Below are 18,546 nucleotides of genomic sequence, written 5' to 3'. Positions count from 1 at the left end.
GCAGGGCCGCCCTGCAATCCACTGATAAGTAAGGAACACCATGCGCAAGAAGTTGCTCATCGGCCTCACCGCCGTGGCCATCGCCGGCCTGGCGCTGACCGGATGCTCGTCCCGCGCCGCCTCCGAGTCCGCCGACTCCACGGTTAAGAAGGGCGACACGATCGGCGTAGCGCTGCCCGCGAAGACCTCCCAGAACTGGGTGCTCGCCAAGGCGTCGTTCGAGAAGGCCCTCAAGGGCGCCGGCTTCAAGTCGGACGTGCAGTACTCGGCCAGCGTCTCCGACCAGCAGAACGTGATCCAGTCGATGGTCACCAAGGGCGACAAGGTCATCGTGATCGCCGCCCAGGACGGCAGCCAGCTCGGCACGCAGGTCGCGCAGGCGAAGAAGGCCGGCGCGACGGTCATCGCCTGGGACCGCAACATCATGAACACGAAGAACGTCGACTACTACGCGGCCTTCAACAACTACAAGGTCGGCCAGCTGCAGGCTCAGGCTCTGCTGGACGGCATGAAGGCCAAGAAGGCCAGCGGCCCGTACAACATCGAGCTCTTTGCGGGTGCGAACACCGACGCGAACGCCTCGGTGTTCTTCAACGGCGCGATGAGCGTTCTCAAGCCGCTGATCGACAAGGGTGAGCTGAAGGTGCCGTCCGGCCAGACCACCTTCCAGCAGGTGCAGACGGACAACTGGGACCCGAAGAACTCCCAGACCCGCATGACCAACATCATCACCAAGACGTACTCGAACGGCACCGTGCTCGATGGCGTGCTGTCCCCGAACGACACCCTGGGTCGCTCGATCATCACCGCCGCGCAGCAGGCGGGCCTCGCCGTTCCGATCGTCACCGGTCAGGACTCCGAGACCGCGTCGATCCCGCTCATCATGAACGGCACGCAGTACTCGACGATCTACAAGAACACCGACGATGAGGCCAAGGCCGCCGTCGAGCTGATCACCGACCTGTCCAAGGGCGACAAGAAGCCGGCGGGCGTCGACTTCAACGACAAGACCAACGCCTACAACGGCCAGATCACCGTTCCGTACAAGGCGCTGACGCCGGTCCTGGTCACCAAGGACAACGCCGTCGACGCGTACTCCAACAACCCGACGCTCGAGGCACTCGCCAAGGGCGCCAAGTAGTCCAGCTCCATCGAAGAGGGCCGTCCGCGCGAGCGGGCGGCCCTCTTTCTCTGCTCCTGGCGCCGGACCCGGGCGGCGGCGTTGATCAGGTGCGGTGCGCCGGAGCGGATGACGACCCGGCCGTCGCATCCGGCGGGCAGGCCAGTGACGACCCACCACGTTTCTGCCGCACGAAGGGCGACGAGTCAGACCTCCAGGGGTCTAGGCGGGACGAGCGGACGCCGCGGCGCGAGCCGCAGCGGGCAGCGCGTCCAGGATCCGGTTCACCGCCGCGTCGTCGTGCGCCGCGGTGGCGAACCACGCCTCGAACACGCTCGGCGGCAGGGAGACACCCTGCTCGAGCATCGAGTGGAAGAAGGCGCCGTAGCGGAAGGCATCCTGATCCTGCACGCCGGCGTAGTCGACGGCTGGCGTCTCGCGGAACTGCACGCTGAACAGGTTGCCGGCACGCGAGATGACGTGGGGGACTCCGGATGCCGTGAGTGCGGCATCCGCTGCTTCGGAGATGGTCTCAGCGACGACATCGAGCCGGTGGTAGACGTCAGCGTCCGCCAGCCTCAGCGTGGCCAGCCCCGCGGCGACGGCTACCGGGTTCCCGGACAGCGTGCCCGCCTGGTACACCGGTCCGACTGGCGCGAGCTGCTCCATGAGTTCGCGGCGCCCGCCGAGGGCTGCCAGCGGCATTCCGCCGCCGATGACCTTGCCGTACGTGACGAGGTCGGGAACGTACGTGGGCGAGACGAGGTGACGCGATCCGTCGTCCTCCTCGCGGATGGCGAAGGCGTCGAGTTGCCAGAATCCTGCGGGTCCGACGCGGAATCCGGTGAGCACCTCGTCGAGGATGAGCAGCGCGTCGTTGTCGTGCGCGGCGTCGGCAAGGAACGCGTTGAATCCGGGAGCCGGCGGCACGACGCCCATGTTCGCCGGGGCGGCCTCGGTGATGATCGCCGCGATATTCGCGCCGTGCTCAGCGAAGACCGCACGCACCGCATCGCGATCGTTGTAGGGGATGACGATCGTCTGACCCGCGATCGCCGCAGGGACGCCGGCCGATGCGGGCAGCGCGAGGGTGGCGAGGCCGCTGCCGGCATCCGCGAGCAGGCCATCGGAATGTCCGTGGTAGAGGCCGGAGAACTTCACGATGAGGTCACGGCCGGTGGCGCCGCGCGCCAGGCGGATGGCCGTCATCGTCGCCTCGGTGCCGGTGGAGACCAGGCGCAGCTCGTCGATGAGACGGGTGGTCACGAGCGACGCACCAGGCAGGTGATGCGCGCCCGGCGTCACGGCGAGGCGGTCGACGACGAGCTCGGCGAGCTCGGTCTCCGCGGGAGTCGATGCGCCGAAGCTCAGGCCGCTGGAGGCGGCATCCTGCACGGCCGCGACGACCTCCGGATGCGCGTGCCCCAGAATCGCCGGACCCCACGACGCCACGAGGTCGACGTACTCGCGTCCCTCGACGTCGGTGACATACGGTCCGTGCGCGGAGACGAGGAAACGCGGGGTCCCGCCGACTGAGCGGAACGCCCGCACAGGCGAGTTCACACCGCCGGGGATGACCCGTCGCGCGCGGTCGAAGGCCCCGTCGTTCGTCGAGCCGATCGCGGTCACTTCAGCCACCCCGCGACCTCGGTCGCCCAGTAGGTGAGCACCGCGTCAGCACCCGCGCGGCGGATGCTCGTCAGCGTCTCGAGCACGGCGCGATCGCGGTCGATCCACCCGTTCGCGGCGGCGGCCTCGATCATCGAGTACTCGCCACTGACCTGATATGCCCACACCGGAATATCACTGATCTCGGCCACATCGCTCAGCACATCGAGGTAGGACATGGCGGGCTTCACCATGAGGATGTCCGCGCCCTCTTCGAGATCGAGCCGCGCCTCGCGCAGGCCCTCGCGTCTGTTCGCCGGATCCTGCTGGTAGCTGCGGCGGTCGCCCTGCAGCTGCGAGTCGACGGCCTCGCGGAACGGACCGTAGAAACCGGATGCATACTTCGCCGCGTATGCGAGCACGGCGGTGTCGGCGAACCCCTCGTCGTCGAGCACGTCGCGCACCGCGGCCACCTGGCCGTCCATCATGCCGCTGAGGCCGAGGATCGCGGATCCCGCCTCCGCCTGGGCCAGCGCCATGTCGCGGTAGCGCACCAAGGTGGCGTCGTTGTCAACGCGGCCGGCGGCATCCAGGACCCCGCAATGTCCGTGATCCGTGAACTCGTCGAGGCAGAGGTCGGTCTGCACCACCAGCGCATCGCCGGCCTCGGCGACCGTTGCCCTTGTGGCGACGTTGAGGATGCCGTCGGGATCGGTCGCACCGCTGCCGATGGCATCCCGCACCTCTGGCACGCCGAAGAGCATGATGCCCCCGATGCCGGCAGCTGCTGCCTCGTTCACGGCCGCCTTGAGGCTGTCGAGCGTGTGCTGCACGACCCCGGGCATCGAGGCGATCGGCTTCGGCTCGCTGATGCCCTCGCGCACGAACACCGGCAGGATCAGCTCCGCCGGATGCAGGCGGGTCTCCGCCGTGAGTCGTCGCATCGCGGGGGTGGTGCGGAGGCGGCGGGGGCGAACAGTCGGGTGCAGGGCGTCGTTCACCCGTCCAGCGTAATCGGCGCGCCCTGAGCGATGTCCGCGTGCGCGGTCGGCGCAGGTGAGATGGTGCGCAGCCGACGCGAGCACGCCAGGAGACGACGCATCGCTACGATCGAAACCGTGGAAGCCGACGGATCGTGAGCGACGGAACTCCCGCACAATCGGCATCCGGTCAGCAACACTCTCGCACCGGGCTCGCGGTCGCCAGTCTCAGCCTCGGCACGGCGCTCAACCCGCTGAACTCCTCGATGATCGCCGTGGCGCTCGTCGATCTGCAGAAGACCTTCGCGCTCGGCATCGCCGAAGCGACCTGGGTGATCACCGCCTTCTACCTGGCGTCCGCTGCCGGGCAGCCCCTCATGGGTCGCCTCGGCGACCGGTTCGGTCCGCGGCGCCTGTTCATGTTCGGCATGGTCGTCGTGATCGTCGTCGCGGTGCTGACGCCGTTCGCTCCGTCGTTCGCGTGGGTCTGCGTCGGACGCGTGGTGCTCGCGATCGGCACGGCGACGGCGTTCCCGTCCGCCGTCGCGATGGTGCGACCGCTGAGCAAGGCAGGCAGCGTGTCGACGCCGCGGCTGCTGGGGCGCATCCAGATCGCCAATACTGCGGGCGCCGCCGTCGGCCCCGTGGTGGGCGGTCTGCTGGTGAGCACGCTCGGCTGGCCGGCCATCTTCGCGATCAACCTGCCGCTGGCCATTCTGGCGATGATCGGCGTCGGCTTGTTCGCCCCCAAGGACGCCCCGCGTCGCGCCGAGCGGATGCGCACACTCGTGGTGCAATCCGACATCCCAGGCATCGCGCTGTTCGTCGGCACGCTCGTCGCCCTGCTGATCTTCGTGCTCGGCCTGGAATCGACTCCCATGTGGTGGTTGCTCGCGACCGCGGTGGTGGCCGGCGGCCTGTTCGTGTGGCGGGAGCTGACGGCATCCGTCCCGTTCATCGACCTGCGCCTGCTCGCCGCCAACCGGTCGCTGATGATGGTGTACCTGTGCTTCGCGGTGTTCAACCTCGTGTACTACACGGCGTTCTTCGGCCTGCCGCAGTTGCTGCAGGAGCACGGCGGATACAACGCAGGCGTCACCGGCCTGCTGATGTTCCCGCTGGCCGCAGTGACGATCGGCCTCACGCCGCTGGGTGCTCGCCTGATCGAGCGCCGCGGGCTGCGCTTCACCCTGATCGTCGGCGGTCTGGGACTCATCGTCGGAGCAGCTCTCCTCACCCTGGCCGCGGTGACCGTGAACCCGATCGCTATCCTGCTCATCACCGCGGCGATGGGCGCGCCGTACTGCATCGTGAGCATCGCCATGAGCCAGGCGCTCTACGCCTCGGCGCGACCGCAGGACGCCGGCGTCGCCGCCGGCATCTTCCAGACCTCCCGCTACGTGGGTGCCATCGCCGCAACCACCGTGCTCGGCGTCGTTTTCACGTCAGGCACTGGTCCGGAGGCGCCGACGCAATGGATCGTCGTGATCGGCATCGCGACCGGGCTGGCCATCGTGCATGCGGTGCTTCTCGCGTCATGGCATCCGCGCGAGTACGAGGAGCGCGACACCGCAGGCAACCCGACGGCGCGCTGAGGCTACGACGCGCTCACGCGCGGCCGCGGTTGCGGCGCCTGACCGGGCGAGGCGCGCGTCCGCCGACGAAGGAGCGGCCGGGGTCCACGACGAATCCGCCCTGGCGGAGCGCCTGTCGGCCGACGAGCATGCGGAAGCCCATCTGGTCCCGATTGGTGAGCGTCGTCTCCGCCTTCACGGTGCGTCCGAACAGCTCGAGCTCGAGCACCACGACATAGCGACGCTGGGTGTGGCCGGACGAGCTGCGCACCATCCGTCGGTCGTGCACGGGACACTCCACGACGACCGCGTCGCGGTTCGAGTCCTGCCACGGCCGCACCCGGAAACGCACGCGCGCACCACCGTCGAGCTCCTCGATGTCGAAGGCGTGCAACGCGGAGCTGCGCGCGCCGGTGTCGATCTTGGCCTTGACCCAGGGAACGTCGATGCGCGGAAGAGTGACCCATTCGCGCCAGCCCACGACGGTGCTTGAATGGACTGATCCCGTCGAACCCCCCGCACTCGTCTGGCGTGCACGGTGAGTCGCCGCACGCGCCGTCGATTCACCCGTTTGTCCCATTCCCCCATCTTTCCAGGAGCCCACGTTGAAGTTGGCGATTCTCTCGCGTGCACCGCAGTCGTACTCGACCCAGCGCCTCCGCAATGCTGCGGCGGATCGCGGGCACCGGGTGAAGGTGCTGGACACGCTGCGGTTCTCGATCGACCTCTCCGGCGACGAGCCCGACCTGCAGTACCGAGGACGCCTGCTCTCCGACTACGACGCCGTGCTGCCGCGAATCGGCAACTCGATCACGTACTTCGGCACGGCCGTCGTGCGCCAGTTCGAGCAGATGGACGTGTACACCCCCAACACCGCGAACGGCATCACGAATTCGCGCGACAAGCTGCGTGCGAACCAGATTTTGTCCCGCCACAACATCGGCATGCCTGCAACGGCCTTCGTGCACAGCCGAGCGGATGTGCGAACGGCGATCGAATCCGTCGGCGGTGCGCCGGTGGTGATCAAACTCCTGGAGGGCACCCAGGGGATCGGCGTCATCCTCGCTCCCGAGGCGAAGATCGCGGAGGCGATCATCGAGACCCTGCACTCGACGAAGCAGAACGTGCTCGTGCAGTCGTTCATCTCGGAGAGCAGGGGACGGGACATCCGTGCACTCGTCGTCGGCGACCGCGTCGTCGCCGCGATGCGCCGGGTGGCGAGCGGAGACGAGTTCCGCTCCAACGTGCACCGCGGCGGGTCCGTCGAGCGCGTGACGCTGGAGCCCGCGTACGAGCAGGCCGCGGTGCGCTCGGCCCAGATCATGGGACTGCGCGTCGCCGGTGTGGACATGCTGGAAGGCAATGACGGACCGCTGGTGATGGAGGTCAACTCGTCGCCTGGTCTGCAGGGTATCGAGGCCGCGACCGGCCTCGATGTCGCCGGTGCCATCGTCGACCACATCGACAACCAGGTGGCGTTCCCCGAGATCGACGTGCGGCAGCGCCTCAGCGTCTCCACGGGCTACGGCGTCGCCGAGTTGACTGTCGGCGTGGGCGCGGACCTCGTTGGAAAGCCGCTGCGCGACTCGGGTCTCGGCGACCGCGATATCACGGTGCTCACGCTGCATCGCGGGGCGGCCGTCATCCCGAATCCTCGCGGCAACACGGAGCTCGAGGCCGGCGACCGGCTGCTCTGCTTCGGAAGGCTCGAGGAGATGCGGTCGATGATTCCCGCGCGTCGCCTGCGACGGGCCAAGGTGCGCAAGCTCCCGAAGGACGCCATGTGGGCCGAGGCGTGACCAACGACGCCAATCGCACGAGCACAACAGCGGCGGCGCGGTCAGCCTCAGGCTTCGGCAGTCAGGGTCTCGCCCCTTCCCACCAGTAGACGATGAGCAAGACGGTGGCCAGGAAGCCGCAGAGGTAGTTCGCGGCCAAGAACCACCGCCATCCGTGGTGCGCGCGCGCCGAGTCGGCGTCAGAGATCGCCACGTACGGAACGCTCAAACCGATGTACGGAATCACCAGCGCCGAGGCGAGCTGGCCGGGCCACGCGGTGAACAGCATCAGCACTCCGGCCGCTGCCCAGCAGCCGATGGCGAAGCGCACGGTCCACGCCGCACCCATCACCGTGGCGACGGACGAGATCCCTCCTGCGCGATCAGGTTCGATGTCCTGCACAGCTCCGAACGCATGCGACGCCACCCCCCAGAGGAAGAATGCGAGAAGCAGCACCACGAGCCGCGGAGTGAACACCGCGCCCGCCAGAACCAGCCCGTAGACCGCCGGCGAGACGAAATGGATGCTCGAAGTGGCCGAGTCGAGGAACGGCACCTCCTTGAAGCGCAGCCCGGGCACCGAGTAAGCGGCGACCGCGAAGACGCTGACGGCGAGCACGATCCATGACACGGGGTTGCCGATCGCCACCAGAACCACGATGAACGGCAGGCAGAGCGCGACGGATGCGACGAGCGTGGTGCCGTGCAGCCGCCGATCGAGCAGCGCGCCCTCGACGCCGCCCTTGCGCGGATTGGCGGCATCCGATTCGTAGTCGAAGACGTCGTTGATGCCGTACATCGCGAGGTTGTACGGCACGAGGAAGAAGAGCGTACCCGCCACGAATGCCGCGTCGAGCTCGCCGGCCACGAGGAGGTATGCGGCGGCGAACGGATAGGCCGTGTTGATCCAACTCACCGGGCGAGATGCCACGAACAGGCGGCGCACCGTTCCTCTCGGCGCGGTCACGGTCGTCATCGGCCGTGTCCTCCCTCGCCCATGGGCACTGCTCGTTCCGGAGCCTCCTCGGCGGGGACTGAGCCGGTCACCGGCGGCTCATCGATCGGCCGCCTCGGTCTGAGCATCGCACCGGCGATGGACCACAGCGACGGCACGAGCAGAATGGCCGCCAAGGGGTAGGCGAAGTCCTCGACGGGCGCCATCCAGACTCGGATGCCCGAGAGGAGGCGCTCGTCGTATCGGATCACATCCGCGATGATCAGCAGCGAGTCGAACACCGCGGTGAGCACGATGACGACGACCGCCGCAATCAGAGCAGGTGCCCACCACTGTCGCAGCGCCTCCCGGCGTTCTCGACGGCGCAGCGCGATGGCCATGGCAGCGATGGCCGCTGCGGCGAGCAGGAAGGCCAGGGCCAGGAGCGGATAGGCATCCGATCGCACGACGCTCGCTCCGACCAGCACCATACCGGAGACCGGACCACCGGCTCCCCTCATGCTCGTCGTCCTCCCGGCGAGCGCCGAGCGTCGAGCATGCGGCGCGCGCCGAACAGCAGAACCGCGACGAGGTAGACCAGAAAGGCGAGGAAGACAGGCTCCTCGAGCGGCAGCTGTGGAGCGAGCTTCACGCCCGTCGTGAGCGGCGAGAACCCGCGAAGGAAGATCCCGGCCGCGATACCGGCGGCATCCCAGAGCAGGAGGAAGGCCGTCACCGCGGCGGTGACCACTGCGGCCCGCACCGGAGCACGCCAGAAGTAGAGTCGCCAGCGCGCGTCGAGCAGGCACAGGCATCCGGATGCGCCGAGCAGCGCCGCGAGATAGACGAACCTCACTCGCGCACCATCTCCCCCGCCGCCACCGGCTCGGGAGACGGCGACGTGCTCCGATCGCCGCGCAGCCGCTTGAGCACGAGCTCCGCGCTGATCAGGCACATCGGCAGGCCGATGCCCGGCAGCGTCGACCCGCCCGCGTAGTACAAGCCTGCGACCCGCTTCGAGATGTTTCCGGCACGAAGGAATGCACTTTGCCGAAGGGTGTGCGCCGGCCCGAGAGCCGTTCCCCTCCACGCGTGCAGGTCGAGCTCGAAGTCGCCTGGCCCGAGCGTGCGGCGCACGACGATGCGATCGGCGAGATCCGGGATGCCCGCCCAGGTCGCGATCTGCCTGATCGCGGCATCGGCAACGGCCTCCACCGCCGGCGAGCCGGTGCCGTCGATCCCGCCGATCCCGATCGAAGGGTCGGCAGGTACCGGCACCAGAACGAAGAGATTGTCGTGGCCCTCCGGCGCGACGGACGGGTCGGTGGCGCTCGGCCGGCAGACGTAGATGGACGCGGGGTCGGGCACGTGCGTCGGCTCGTGGAAGATCGCGTTGAAGTTCGCCTGCCACTCCCGCGTGAAGAACAGGGTGTGGTGCGCGAGCCTGGGCAGCTGCCCGCGCACGCCGGCCATGAGCAGCACAGCGCCTGGGCCGGCCGTGCGGCGCTGCCACCACGGCTCCGGGTAGGTCTGCAACCTTTCCGGAAGCAACGATGTCTCGCTGTGATGCAGGTCGGCGGCGCTCACCACCACATCGGCAGGCATGATCCGATCCACCCCGTCGTGCCGATAGAGCACGCCTCTCACGACCGCTCGCTGGCCGAGCGTGGCCGTTCCATCCTCACGAGTGAGGATGCGCGTGGCTCTGGCACCGCGGATGATCGCGACGCCTGCCGACTCGGCGAGCCGCTCCAGCCCGTCGATGATCGACCGGAAGCCCCCACGAGGGTAGAGCACACCTGCATCCAGGTCGAGGTGACTCATCAGGTGGTAGAGCGCCGGTGTCATGGCAGGGGACGAGCCGAGGAACACGGCTGGATACTCGAGCAGCTGCCGAAGGCGGGGATCGGTGAACGAGCGCGCCGTGTGCTCTTCGAGGGATCGCAGCAGCATCCGAGTGAGACGGGGCGAGCGCGCGAGCAGGTCCGACGAGAGAAGCGAGCGCTTCGACTCGAACGAGGTGTAGAGAAAGCGGCGAAGCGCGAGGTCGTAGGTGTCAGCCGCGGAGTCGAGGAAGGCATCCAGCGCCGGTCCGCTGCCCGCCTCGAACTCCTCGAACAGTTCGCGGACGCGCGCTCTCCCCTTCGGCACGTCGACCGGCTCGGGCTGTCCTTCGTAGAAGACGCGGTACCCGGGATCGAGTTCGACGAGATCGAGCTCTGCGCGCGCTTCGGTCCCGAGCATGCGGTAGAAGTGCTCGAACACCTCGGGCATCAGATACCACGATGGTCCGGTGTCGAATCGGAAGCCACCGCTCGACCACGTTCCGACACGACCGCCGAGGGTCGAGGATGCCTCCAGCAGCGTCACAGAATGGCCATCGCGTGCCAGCAACGCCGCCGTTGCGATCCCCGCTATGCCGCCGCCGATGACGATCGTGCGCGTGGCTGCGCCACGCTCGTCGTGCCGCTGCCGCCCGCTCCGGGCCTTCATGGTGCGACTTTTGCCGTCGGTCGCCATGAGGCCGAACCGCGGCCGGGGCGGGTGCTGATCGCCCGGAGCAGGATGGCCAGCTTCTGCACGTCGGGCACTCTCACCCGTGTGCGCATCAACTCGTCCGCCGGCGTGCGGTCGATGCGACGGCCTAGCGCGGCGAACAGGTCGTGAGCGACGCCGACAGCCGTGCGGCATCCGGCCGGCAGGTCGGGGATGACCCTCGCAGCGGCCCTCAGGTCGTCGTCGATCTCTTCGATGAGCGCATGCTTGAGCTCGTCGGGGAGCACACCGCCCGCCACCTCACCGAAGTAGTCGCGGCCGCGATCGCCGACATCGCTGCCGAGGTCGCGCAGGAAGTTGACCTTCTGAAACGCGGATCCGAGGCGTCGAGCGCCGTAGGCCAACCGCGCGCAGGTCGCGGCATCAGGTCGTTCTCCCGTCGGCGTCTCGGCGAGGAACACCCGAAGGCACATCAGGCCCACCACCTCCGCAGAGCCGTAGACGTATTCGTCGAGCTCCGCGCTCGTGTAGCGCGTGCTCCCGAGATCCGCGCGCATCGAGGCGAAGAACGGCGCGGTGAGGTCGCGTCCGATGCCTGCCCTCTTCGCGGTGCGGGCGAACGCGTGCACGACGAGATTCGCGCTGAATCCGCAGCTCATCGCGTGTTCGGTCTCCGTCTCCAGCTCGTCGAGGGCTGAACGTTGCGCCTCCAGCAGGAGCCCGGCCTGTTCCGCCGCCCCATCGACGAGCTCGTCCGCGACGCGCACCAGAGCATAGACGGATGTGATCCCCGTTCGGTACTCGGGTGCGAGGAGTCGCACCGCTGCGCCGAAGGACGTGGAGTACCGCCGGATGACCATGGCCGCGCTGTCTTCCGCGGTACGGGTGTACAGCTCGAGATCGGTCGCCGTTCGACCGTCGTGACGGGCGTCGGTCTCGCCGACCACGGGATCAGCAGCATCCTCCGATGCGCCGGACGGTCCGGCCCCGCCGAGGGACACCGTCATGAGCGGCGCTCCGTCGCGCGGGCTGCGCACTCCTCGAGCACCGAGCGCAGCCGGTCGGGAACGATCGATTCGGTCGCCAGTCGTAGAGCAGCATCCCGGTTGCGCACGATCAGCCGCTCGGCCATGTCGCGAGGATGCCCGCCGACCGCGTCACGGGCATCGATCGCTCCGTGGTCCATTGCCGTCAGCACCGTGACCTTGCCGTTGCGCCGGTCGCTCGCCACGCTCTTGCCGAGCACGCGTTCGTCGCCGAACGTGCCGAGCACATCGTCGCGAAGCTGGAACGCCACGCCGACCGCGCTGCCGAACTCGCCGAGCAAGGACACCAGGTCGTCGCTCGCGCCGGCGAGCAGTGCGCCGGCCCGGAGCGGATCGCCGAACGAGTAGTGAGCGGTCTTGTCCTCGGTCATCGCCAGCACGCCGGCCAGGCTGGGGGTCGTGATCGAGCAGGCGAACGCCATGTCGCTCTGCTCCCCCGCAGCCGTGCGGAAGATGGCGTCATCGAGCACGTCCTGGATGCGCCGCCGCAACGCATCCGGCAGGTTCGCATCGTAGATGAGCGTGTGCGCGCCGTGGATGAGCAGGTCCCCCGCAAGAATCGCGGATGCCTCACCCCAGCCCCGTGCGCGATCGGCGTCGACGCCACGGCGTTCGGCATCCGCGGCCAGCGCACCGATCAGGTTGGCGCGACCGCGCCGCATCGTGTCGCCGTCCAGCACGTCGTCGTGCAGCAGGAACGCCGTGTGCAACAGCTCGAAAGCCGCAGCGACGTCGGCCACTGCGGCGGGGAGAACCTCGGTCGCTTCGCCGTGAAGCGCAGTGAACGTCTCGACGACGAGTGCCGGCCGCAGCTTCTTTCCACCGCGAGCGCTCTGCCGCATGGCACGCCAGAGCTCGACGTAACGACCGCCGAGCCGCGAGGCCCTAGCTTCCTGCTCGTCGAAGTAGCGCTTCAAGCGATCCTCGACCTCGCTCAGGGTCGCCGGCGAACTGGCGGCGAGTGGAGTCAGTACGCTCATTTCGTCAGCCCGTCCCCATACTCAATAGTTAGTCTGTCTAGACACTAGTAAGGCTAGCGATATTCAGCAAGGCTCTCCAGGATGAATGCTCAGGATGCACCGACCACCGGCGACGATGGAGGCCGCCCTGATCCGTTCATCGACCCGCGGACACTGGATCCGGAACGCGCCGTTGTCGACACCTCCGGTCTGGCCGATGACGAGGTCGACCAGATTGTGAGGGTTCTTGCCGCGCTCCGGCGCTGGCGCGAGTCGGAGGAAGCGTCGCTCGACGAATCCAGACGGACGATGCAACTGGGTCCGACCGACATGCGGGCCATGCGCTACCTGGTGGTCCTGAAGGGCCGGGGAGACCTGGCAACGCCGAGCGGGCTGGCGACCCACCTCGGCATCTCGACGGCGTCGGTCACGAAGCTCCTCGATCGACTGGAGGCGGCGGGGCACATCCAGCGACAGCGGCATCCGACCGATCGGCGAGGCATCGTGATCACGCTCGCCGCCGACTCGCACCTGCGCGTCCGCGAGGTGATCGGCCGACGACACGGACGACGCTTCGAGCTCGCGAAGGACTTGCGGCCCGACGAGCGCGAGACGGTCATCCGCTTTCTGAACAGGCTCAGCGAGACCTGAGACAAAGCCGTCCGCCGCGGACCGACGGGGACGAGACGGGGAGAACGAGCCGGTATCGACAGGCTCGTCGCTCCGGGCAGAATGGCCGGATGCCCACGTCATCAGCCTCGAGCGGCGTCGACCTCTCCAGCGCCTACTACGACGAGGTCGTCGCCCCGCTGCTCGCCGAGCGCTTTCCCCGCATGCCGCACACGGCAGGGCGCGTCGGCGCAGGCTCCGACGTGCTCGGCCTCGACGACGCCACATCGCGCGATCACGACTGGGGCCTCCGGTTGTCGCTCTTCGTGCCGCAGGAAGACGTGAGGGCCGTCGACGATGCGCTTTCCGAGGAGCTCCCAGCCCTATTCCACGGCCTGCCGACTCGCTTCGCATTCACCGGCCAGACCGTCGACCGTCATCACGTCGATGTCACCACCGTTGCCGGTTTCCTGGACGCCCACCTCGGCTTCGACCCTCGCGCCAGCCTCTCCGTCGACCAGTGGCTGTCACTCTCCGGGCAGGCCGTGCTCGAGGTGGTCGCCGGCCCGGTGTTCGCCGACGACAGCGGCGACTTCGCCGCCGCGCGCGCCGTGCTGGAGTGGTATCCGGATGACGTGTGGCGCTACGTGCTCGCCTGCGACTGGGCACGACTGGCGCAGGAACTCCCCTTGATGAGTCGTGCAGGCGACGTCGGCGACGACCGCGGATCACGCATCATCGCCGGCCGCCTCGCCCACGTCGTCATGCACCTCGCCTTCCTGCTCGAACGCCGCTGGCCGCCGTACGCGAAGTGGTTCGGCACGATGTTCCGACAGCTGTCCTGCTCGGCAGAGGTCGGCGCATCCGTGGACCGAGCGCTGCAAGCGGATGCCTGGCAAGACCGCCAGCTCGCCCTCGGCGACGCGATGCGCGCCCTGGCGACCGTGCAGAACGGGCTCGGTCTGACCGATGTGCAACAGGCGGCCATACCGTTCTGGGACCGGCCGTACGTGCATCCGGATCCGGACATCGAGCGCCAGCTGCTCGCCGGCATCCGGGATCCGAAGGTTCGCGCGCTGCCCAGGGGGCGCGGGTCCGTCGAGCAGCGCACCGACAACGTGGACGTCCTCGTCGACCTCGTCGCCCGCCGCGCGCTGGTGCGAGAGCTCTAGGCGTAGAGCGGCAGCAGCTTCGCCTGCTCCACCAGCCACGGGCTGAACGCCCACGGCGTGCTGCGCAGCGCCGCGGCGAGGTCGCGCGGGGTCACCGCCGCGAACTCGGCGACCTCCTCCGGGTTCGGCATCGGATCGCCGACGGCTCGCGCGACGAAAACCGGACAGAGCTCGTACTCCACGATGCCGGTCGAATCCGTCGCCTGATAGCGGAAGTCGGGCAGCGCGAGCTCGAGCTGCCCGAGACCGATGCCCAGCTCGTGCTGCGCGTGCCGTCGCGCGGCGGCCGCGAACTCCTCGCCTGGCGCCGGATGCCCGCAGAACGCGTTGGTCCACACGCCGGCGAACGTGCGCTTCGACAGCGCCCGTCGCGTGACGAGCAGGCGACCGTCCTCGAGCAGAACGTGGCACGAGAAGCCCAGGTGAAGAGGAGTATCGGCACCGTGGACCGACGCCTTCTCAGCGGTTCCGATCGGCGTTCCCGCGTCATCGATCAGCACGACGCGGGTCGGGTCGACGGCGGGCGTCGACGGGTCGGCGCGATGATCGCTCATCGGCGCTCGTCTCGCTGCATGATCCCGAACGCCGAGGCTGAGCTCATGAGGCGGCGCGCCGCTCCGCGGCTCGCGCGACCGTGTCCACCAGCGACTCCGCGGTGCGGTCGGCGGCGACGGCGTCCACACGGAGGCCGATGGCACGGGCGTCACGTGCGGTGCGAGGTCCGATAGCGGCGACGAGCGTCGCATCCGGCACAGGTCCGAGCTGCTCCTGCACCTGTTCGGCGACACTGCCCGAGGTGACGAGGATGACGCTGATGCGTCCGGAGGCGACATCGGCGACCACGTTCTCCGCCACCGGGATGCCGATCGTGCGATAGGCGACGACGGACTGAACGTCGTGGCCGAGCGCGGAGAGCCCGTCGGTCAGCGTGGTCTTCGCGATCTCGCTGCGCAGCGTGAGTACCCGCAGCGGAACGAGTCCCCTCGTCGCCTGCGGCCACTCCTCGAGCAGGCCCGTCGCCGAGCTGTCGTCGGCAGGAACGAAGTCCGCGCGGAAGCCGGCGGCCAGGAGCGCGGCAGCTGTCGTCTCCCCGACGGCAGCGATGCGCGTGTTGGCAGGGATCCTCGCCTGATGCGCGGCCAGCACGTCGACCGTCGTGGCGCTGGTGATCGTCACCCAGTCGAACTCGCCTGCGGCGAGCGCCCGCAGCGCCTGCACCAGAGCCTCCTCATCGGAGGTCGGCGCGAAGTTGATCATGGGCGCCACGACCGGGGTCCCGCCGTAGGCGCGGATGTCGGCGGCCACCGAGTCGCCCCACGGACCGCCGCGCGGCACGAGCACGCGCCACCCGGCCAAAGGTTTCGGACCTTGTGTGGGGATCGGACCCGTCGAACCGGCGGTCATCGGGATCCTCCGAGCGGTGCGAGGTCGGCGGCGCCTGCCGCGAGGAGTTCGTCGACGACGCGCTTCGCGGCATCCTCGGCGGCCTCGAGCAGTGCGGCCTGGCCGTTACCCTCGAGGCTTGCGGCGTGAGACGACGTGAGGCGCTCGGATCCGTCAGGCTTGTAGACCGTCGCGGTGAGGAACAGCAGGCCGTCCTCGACGAGAGCGGTCGCCGCCAGTGGAGCGGCGCAGCCGGCTTCGAGTCCGGCGAGCACGGCTCGCTCGGCCGCGACGTTGCCGTGCGTCGTCACGTGGTTCACGACGCCGAGCGCCTTCGCCAGTGCCCGTCCGTCGGCCGAGGTGTCCTTCTCGGCTCGGGTCTCGAGGGCGAGCGCTCCCTGGCCGGGTGCGGTCGGCCAGTCGGAGAGGTCGAAGTGCTGGGTGGCGGCATCCGCGCGGCCCAGGCGTGCTAGTCCGGCGGCGGCGAGGATGATCGCGTCGAGCCTCCGGTCGTCATCGCCCTCGCCGAACACTCGGCCCAGTCGGGTGTCGATGTTGCCGCGGATGTCGACGACCTCCACGTCGGGACGCGCCGCCTTCAGCTGCGCGATGCGACGAGGCGATCCCGTGCCGATCCGCGCTCCCTCCGGCAGCGTCTCCAGCGTCAGGCCGTCTCGCGCGCACAGCACGTCGCGCGCGTCGGCGCGCTTCGGCACCGCGGCGAGCGCGATCTGCGGATGCTGCGCCGTCGGCAGGTCCTTCAGCGAGTGCACCGCCACGTCGATCTCGCCGTTCAGCAGAGCGTCACGCAGCGCCGACGTGAACACACCGGTTCCGCCGAGCTGCGAGAGCGACTCGGTCGCCGTGTCGCCGTGAGTGGTGATGGTCTTCAGCTCGATCTCGAGCCCGGATGCCTTCCCCAACAGGTCGGCGACCTGACGCGTCTGAGCCAGCGCGAGGGCACTGCCCCGCGTTCCGACCCGAACCACCCCGACCCGCGCCGCGGTCATCGCGCGACGACCTTCTCCGCGCGCGCACCGACCGGCTCATGGTCGGGCCACGGGCCGAGATCGGTCAGGTGCGGACGCTGCTGAAGAGGCACGTCGTTCAGGCGCTCCTCGATCAGGTCGACGAGTCCAGCGACGAATGCCGGGTGCGTGCCGGGCGTGGGCACCCGCACGGAACGCAGTCCGTTCTCGATCGCGGTCGCGGTCGCCTCGTTGTCGAGGTCCCAGAGGACCTCCATGTGGTCGCTCACGAAGCCGAACGGCACGATGATCACGGCCTTCGTGAGGCCTGCGGCGGCAAGGTCCGCGATCGCGTCGTTGATGTCGGGCTCCAGCCACGGAGTGCGCGGATCACCGGAGCGCGACTGGTAGACGAGCGACCATGGGATGCCGGCTGCCGCCGTCTCCGAGATCGCGTGAGCCACAGCGCAGTGCTGGGCGACGTACGCCCCGCCGGTGCCGAACTGCGGACCGGATGCCTCTGCAGCAGCACTCGGGATCGAGTGGGTCACGAACATCACGTGGATGTCGTCGCGAGCGACGGCATCCGCAGCTCCCTCGGCCGAATCGGACGTCAGCTCGACGACCGCTGCCTCGACGCCCTCGATCAGCGGGGTGACGAATCCGGGATGGTCGAAGTACTCGCGGATGCGGTCGATCGAGACCTCGTCGGCGAGGCCGGTGTCGGCGAGCGCCTTCTCGAAGTCCTCCCGGTACTGACCGACGCCGGAGTAAGACGTGTACGCGCTGGTGACGAGTGCGAGCAGCCGGTCGTGACCGGCGTCGTGGGCTTCGCGCACGGCATCCGCGAAGTAGGGGTCCCAGTTTCGATTGCCCCAGTAGATGGGCAGGCGGATGTCGCGGCGCGCCAGTTCCGCCTCGAGCGCTGACTTCAGCCGGCGGTTCTGCTCGTTGATCGGGCTCACGCCACCGTGCGCGCGGTAGTGGTGAGCAACCTCTTCGAGCCGCTCGTCGGGGATTCCCCTCCCCCGCGTCACGTTGCGCAGAAAGGGGATGACGTCGTCCTGGCCTTCCGGCCCGCCGAAGCTGGAGAGCAGGATCGCGTCGTATGTCGTCATTGCAAGACCTCGGGTATGTCTGTCACAGGAATGCGCCGACCCGTGTAGAAGGGGACCTCCTCGCGCACGTGCCTGCGGGCATCCGTGGCGCGAAGATCGCGCATCATGTCGACGAGATCGACGAGATTGTCTGACTCCATCGGCAGAAGCCACTCGTAGTCGCCGAGGGCGAACGCGGCGACGGTGTTGGCCAGCACCGAACGGAATGCCGCACCCTTTCGCCCGTGGTCGGCGAGCATGCGGCTGCGCTCGGCGTCGGGGAGAAGATACCACTCGTAACTGCGCACGAACGGGTAGACGGTGAGCCACCCCCGCGGCTCCTTGCCGCGCAGGAACGCGGGAATGTGGGCCTTGTTGAACTCGGCGCCGCGGTGAACGCCCATCGCGTTCCAGGTGGGCAGCAGCTCGCGCAGCAGCGCGGTGCGACGGATGCGACGCAATGCGCTCTGCAGGTCTTCTGGCACAGGACCGTGCAGCCAGACCATCAGGTCGGCGTCGGACTTCAGCCCCGAAACGTCGTAGAAGCCGCGGATCGTGACACCGGTCGCCTCCACGTCGGAGACGGCCGAGGAGAGTTCGGCGGTTGCGGCCTCGAGCTCGGAGGAGTCAAGAGAAAGGGGTCGGGACGGATCCCGGCGCAGCACGGCCCACAGCGTGAAGCCATCGGGCTGGTCGACTGCTGATCCGGACTCGCCGGATGCCTCGGGTAACGGGTGAGAATCGGGGGAAACGGATGCCGCAACGGCGGCCGCCGGGTGAGTCATGGCATCCAGTCTCCCCCGTTCGCCCCGGTCGGGCAAA

The 18,546-nt window shown here is 68.7% G+C and carries 19 protein-coding genes; 5 read left to right on the top strand and 14 right to left on the bottom strand.

Features of this window, described 5'->3' with window-relative positions; translation table 11 throughout:
- The first annotated feature begins 40 nt into the window (after nt 1–40).
- Nucleotides 41–1,141, top strand: a complete 1,101-nt coding sequence (locus tag HII28_RS12510; protein ID WP_170025687.1) for a sugar-binding protein — start codon at nt 41–43, stop codon at nt 1,139–1,141.
- 201 nt (nt 1,142–1,342) lie between these two features.
- Here HII28_RS12510 and HII28_RS12505 read toward each other — a convergent pair whose 3' ends face one another.
- Together HII28_RS12505 and hemB are read right to left on the bottom strand one after the other, a co-directional pair.
- Nucleotides 1,343–2,740, bottom strand: a complete 1,398-nt coding sequence (locus HII28_RS12505) for a glutamate-1-semialdehyde 2,1-aminomutase (protein ID WP_170026127.1) — start codon at nt 2,738–2,740, stop codon at nt 1,343–1,345.
- Nucleotides 2,741–2,745: 5 nt separating this feature from the next.
- Nucleotides 2,746–3,672, bottom strand: coding sequence for a porphobilinogen synthase (gene hemB, locus HII28_RS12500; protein ID WP_240977895.1), 927 nt, complete (start codon nt 3,670–3,672; stop codon nt 2,746–2,748).
- Nucleotides 3,673–3,863: 191 nt separating this feature from the next.
- Here hemB and HII28_RS12495 point away from each other — a divergent pair, with 191 nt between their 5' ends.
- Nucleotides 3,864–5,303 carry an MFS transporter gene (locus HII28_RS12495; RefSeq protein WP_346769291.1) on the top strand — a complete coding sequence of 480 codons (1,440 nt, stop codon included), beginning with the start codon at nt 3,864–3,866 and terminating at the stop codon, nt 5,301–5,303.
- Nucleotides 5,304–5,316: 13 nt separating this feature from the next.
- Here HII28_RS12495 and HII28_RS12490 read toward each other — a convergent pair whose 3' ends face one another.
- Complete coding sequence (locus HII28_RS12490; protein WP_346769290.1) at nt 5,317–5,763, bottom strand: RimK/LysX family protein; 447 nt, start codon at nt 5,761–5,763, stop codon at nt 5,317–5,319.
- 124 nt (nt 5,764–5,887) lie between these two features.
- Between HII28_RS12490 and rimK the strand changes: the two genes are divergently transcribed.
- Nucleotides 5,888–7,081, top strand: a complete 1,194-nt coding sequence (gene rimK / locus HII28_RS12485; RefSeq protein ID WP_170025684.1) for a 30S ribosomal protein S6--L-glutamate ligase — start codon at nt 5,888–5,890, stop codon at nt 7,079–7,081.
- Nucleotides 7,082–7,142: 61 nt separating this feature from the next.
- Here rimK and HII28_RS12480 read toward each other — a convergent pair whose 3' ends face one another.
- The 6 genes from HII28_RS12480 to HII28_RS12455 are packed head-to-tail and all read right to left on the bottom strand — an operon-like array spanning nt 7,143 to nt 12,516.
- Nucleotides 7,143–8,036: a prenyltransferase gene (locus HII28_RS12480; protein WP_170025683.1), complete on the bottom strand. Its 894-nt coding sequence runs from the start codon at nt 8,034–8,036 to the stop codon at nt 7,143–7,145.
- Nucleotides 8,033–8,515, bottom strand: a complete 483-nt coding sequence (locus tag HII28_RS12475; protein WP_240977343.1) for a lycopene cyclase domain-containing protein — start codon at nt 8,513–8,515, stop codon at nt 8,033–8,035. Before HII28_RS12475 ends, HII28_RS12480 begins: the two co-directional genes overlap by 4 nt.
- Entirely contained in the window at nt 8,512–8,850 is a 339-nt protein-coding gene (locus HII28_RS12470; protein ID WP_170025682.1) for a lycopene cyclase domain-containing protein, read from the bottom strand. Before HII28_RS12470 ends, HII28_RS12475 begins: the two co-directional genes overlap by 4 nt.
- The gene (gene crtI, locus HII28_RS12465) at nt 8,847–10,487 is read right to left on the bottom strand and encodes a phytoene desaturase family protein (protein WP_170025681.1); all 1,641 of its coding nucleotides are present in this window, start codon (nt 10,485–10,487) and stop codon (nt 8,847–8,849) included. Before crtI ends, HII28_RS12470 begins: the two co-directional genes overlap by 4 nt.
- Nucleotides 10,484–11,497, bottom strand: a complete 1,014-nt coding sequence (locus HII28_RS12460) for a squalene/phytoene synthase family protein (protein WP_170025680.1) — start codon at nt 11,495–11,497, stop codon at nt 10,484–10,486. Before HII28_RS12460 ends, crtI begins: the two co-directional genes overlap by 4 nt.
- Complete coding sequence (locus HII28_RS12455; protein ID WP_170025679.1) at nt 11,494–12,516, bottom strand: polyprenyl synthetase family protein; 1,023 nt, start codon at nt 12,514–12,516, stop codon at nt 11,494–11,496. The genes HII28_RS12460 and HII28_RS12455 overlap by 4 nt, the downstream gene beginning before the upstream one ends.
- An 81-nt stretch (nt 12,517–12,597) precedes the next feature.
- Here HII28_RS12455 and HII28_RS12450 point away from each other — a divergent pair, with 81 nt between their 5' ends.
- Both HII28_RS12450 and HII28_RS12445 read left to right on the top strand, forming a co-directional pair.
- Nucleotides 12,598–13,146 carry a MarR family transcriptional regulator gene (locus HII28_RS12450; protein ID WP_170025678.1) on the top strand — a complete coding sequence of 183 codons (549 nt, stop codon included), beginning with the start codon at nt 12,598–12,600 and terminating at the stop codon, nt 13,144–13,146.
- An 89-nt stretch (nt 13,147–13,235) separates the two neighbouring features.
- On the top strand, nt 13,236–14,276 hold the full coding sequence (locus tag HII28_RS12445) for a DUF4037 domain-containing protein (RefSeq protein WP_170025677.1): 1,041 nt from the start codon (nt 13,236–13,238) through the stop codon (nt 14,274–14,276).
- Here HII28_RS12445 and idi read toward each other — a convergent pair.
- From idi to hemQ, 5 genes are read right to left on the bottom strand one after another with little or no spacing between them, the layout of a single operon-like run.
- On the bottom strand, nt 14,273–14,830 hold the full coding sequence (gene idi / locus HII28_RS12440; RefSeq protein WP_170025676.1) for an isopentenyl-diphosphate Delta-isomerase: 558 nt from the start codon (nt 14,828–14,830) through the stop codon (nt 14,273–14,275). The genes HII28_RS12445 and idi overlap by 4 nt on opposite strands.
- Before the next feature lie 43 nt (nt 14,831–14,873).
- Nucleotides 14,874–15,680 carry a uroporphyrinogen-III synthase gene (locus HII28_RS12435; protein WP_170025675.1) on the bottom strand — a complete coding sequence of 269 codons (807 nt, stop codon included), beginning with the start codon at nt 15,678–15,680 and terminating at the stop codon, nt 14,874–14,876.
- Nucleotides 15,677–16,669: a hydroxymethylbilane synthase gene (hemC, locus tag HII28_RS12430; protein ID WP_170025674.1), complete on the bottom strand. Its 993-nt coding sequence runs from the start codon at nt 16,667–16,669 to the stop codon at nt 15,677–15,679. The genes HII28_RS12435 and hemC overlap by 4 nt, the downstream gene beginning before the upstream one ends.
- Entirely contained in the window at nt 16,666–17,745 is a 1,080-nt protein-coding gene (locus HII28_RS12425) for a ferrochelatase (protein ID WP_170025673.1), read from the bottom strand. The genes hemC and HII28_RS12425 overlap by 4 nt, the downstream gene beginning before the upstream one ends.
- The gene (hemQ, locus tag HII28_RS12420) at nt 17,742–18,509 is read right to left on the bottom strand and encodes a hydrogen peroxide-dependent heme synthase (RefSeq protein WP_170025672.1); all 768 of its coding nucleotides are present in this window, start codon (nt 18,507–18,509) and stop codon (nt 17,742–17,744) included. The genes HII28_RS12425 and hemQ overlap by 4 nt, the downstream gene beginning before the upstream one ends.
- Nucleotides 18,510–18,546: the final 37 nt, after the last annotated feature.

It is taken from the genome of Planctomonas sp. JC2975, from assembly GCF_012985205.1.
GTDB lineage: Bacteria > Actinomycetota > Actinomycetes > Actinomycetales > Microbacteriaceae > Humibacter.
Note: the sequence above shows the minus strand (reverse complement) of the source record. Positions and strands in the feature narration are given on the sequence as shown.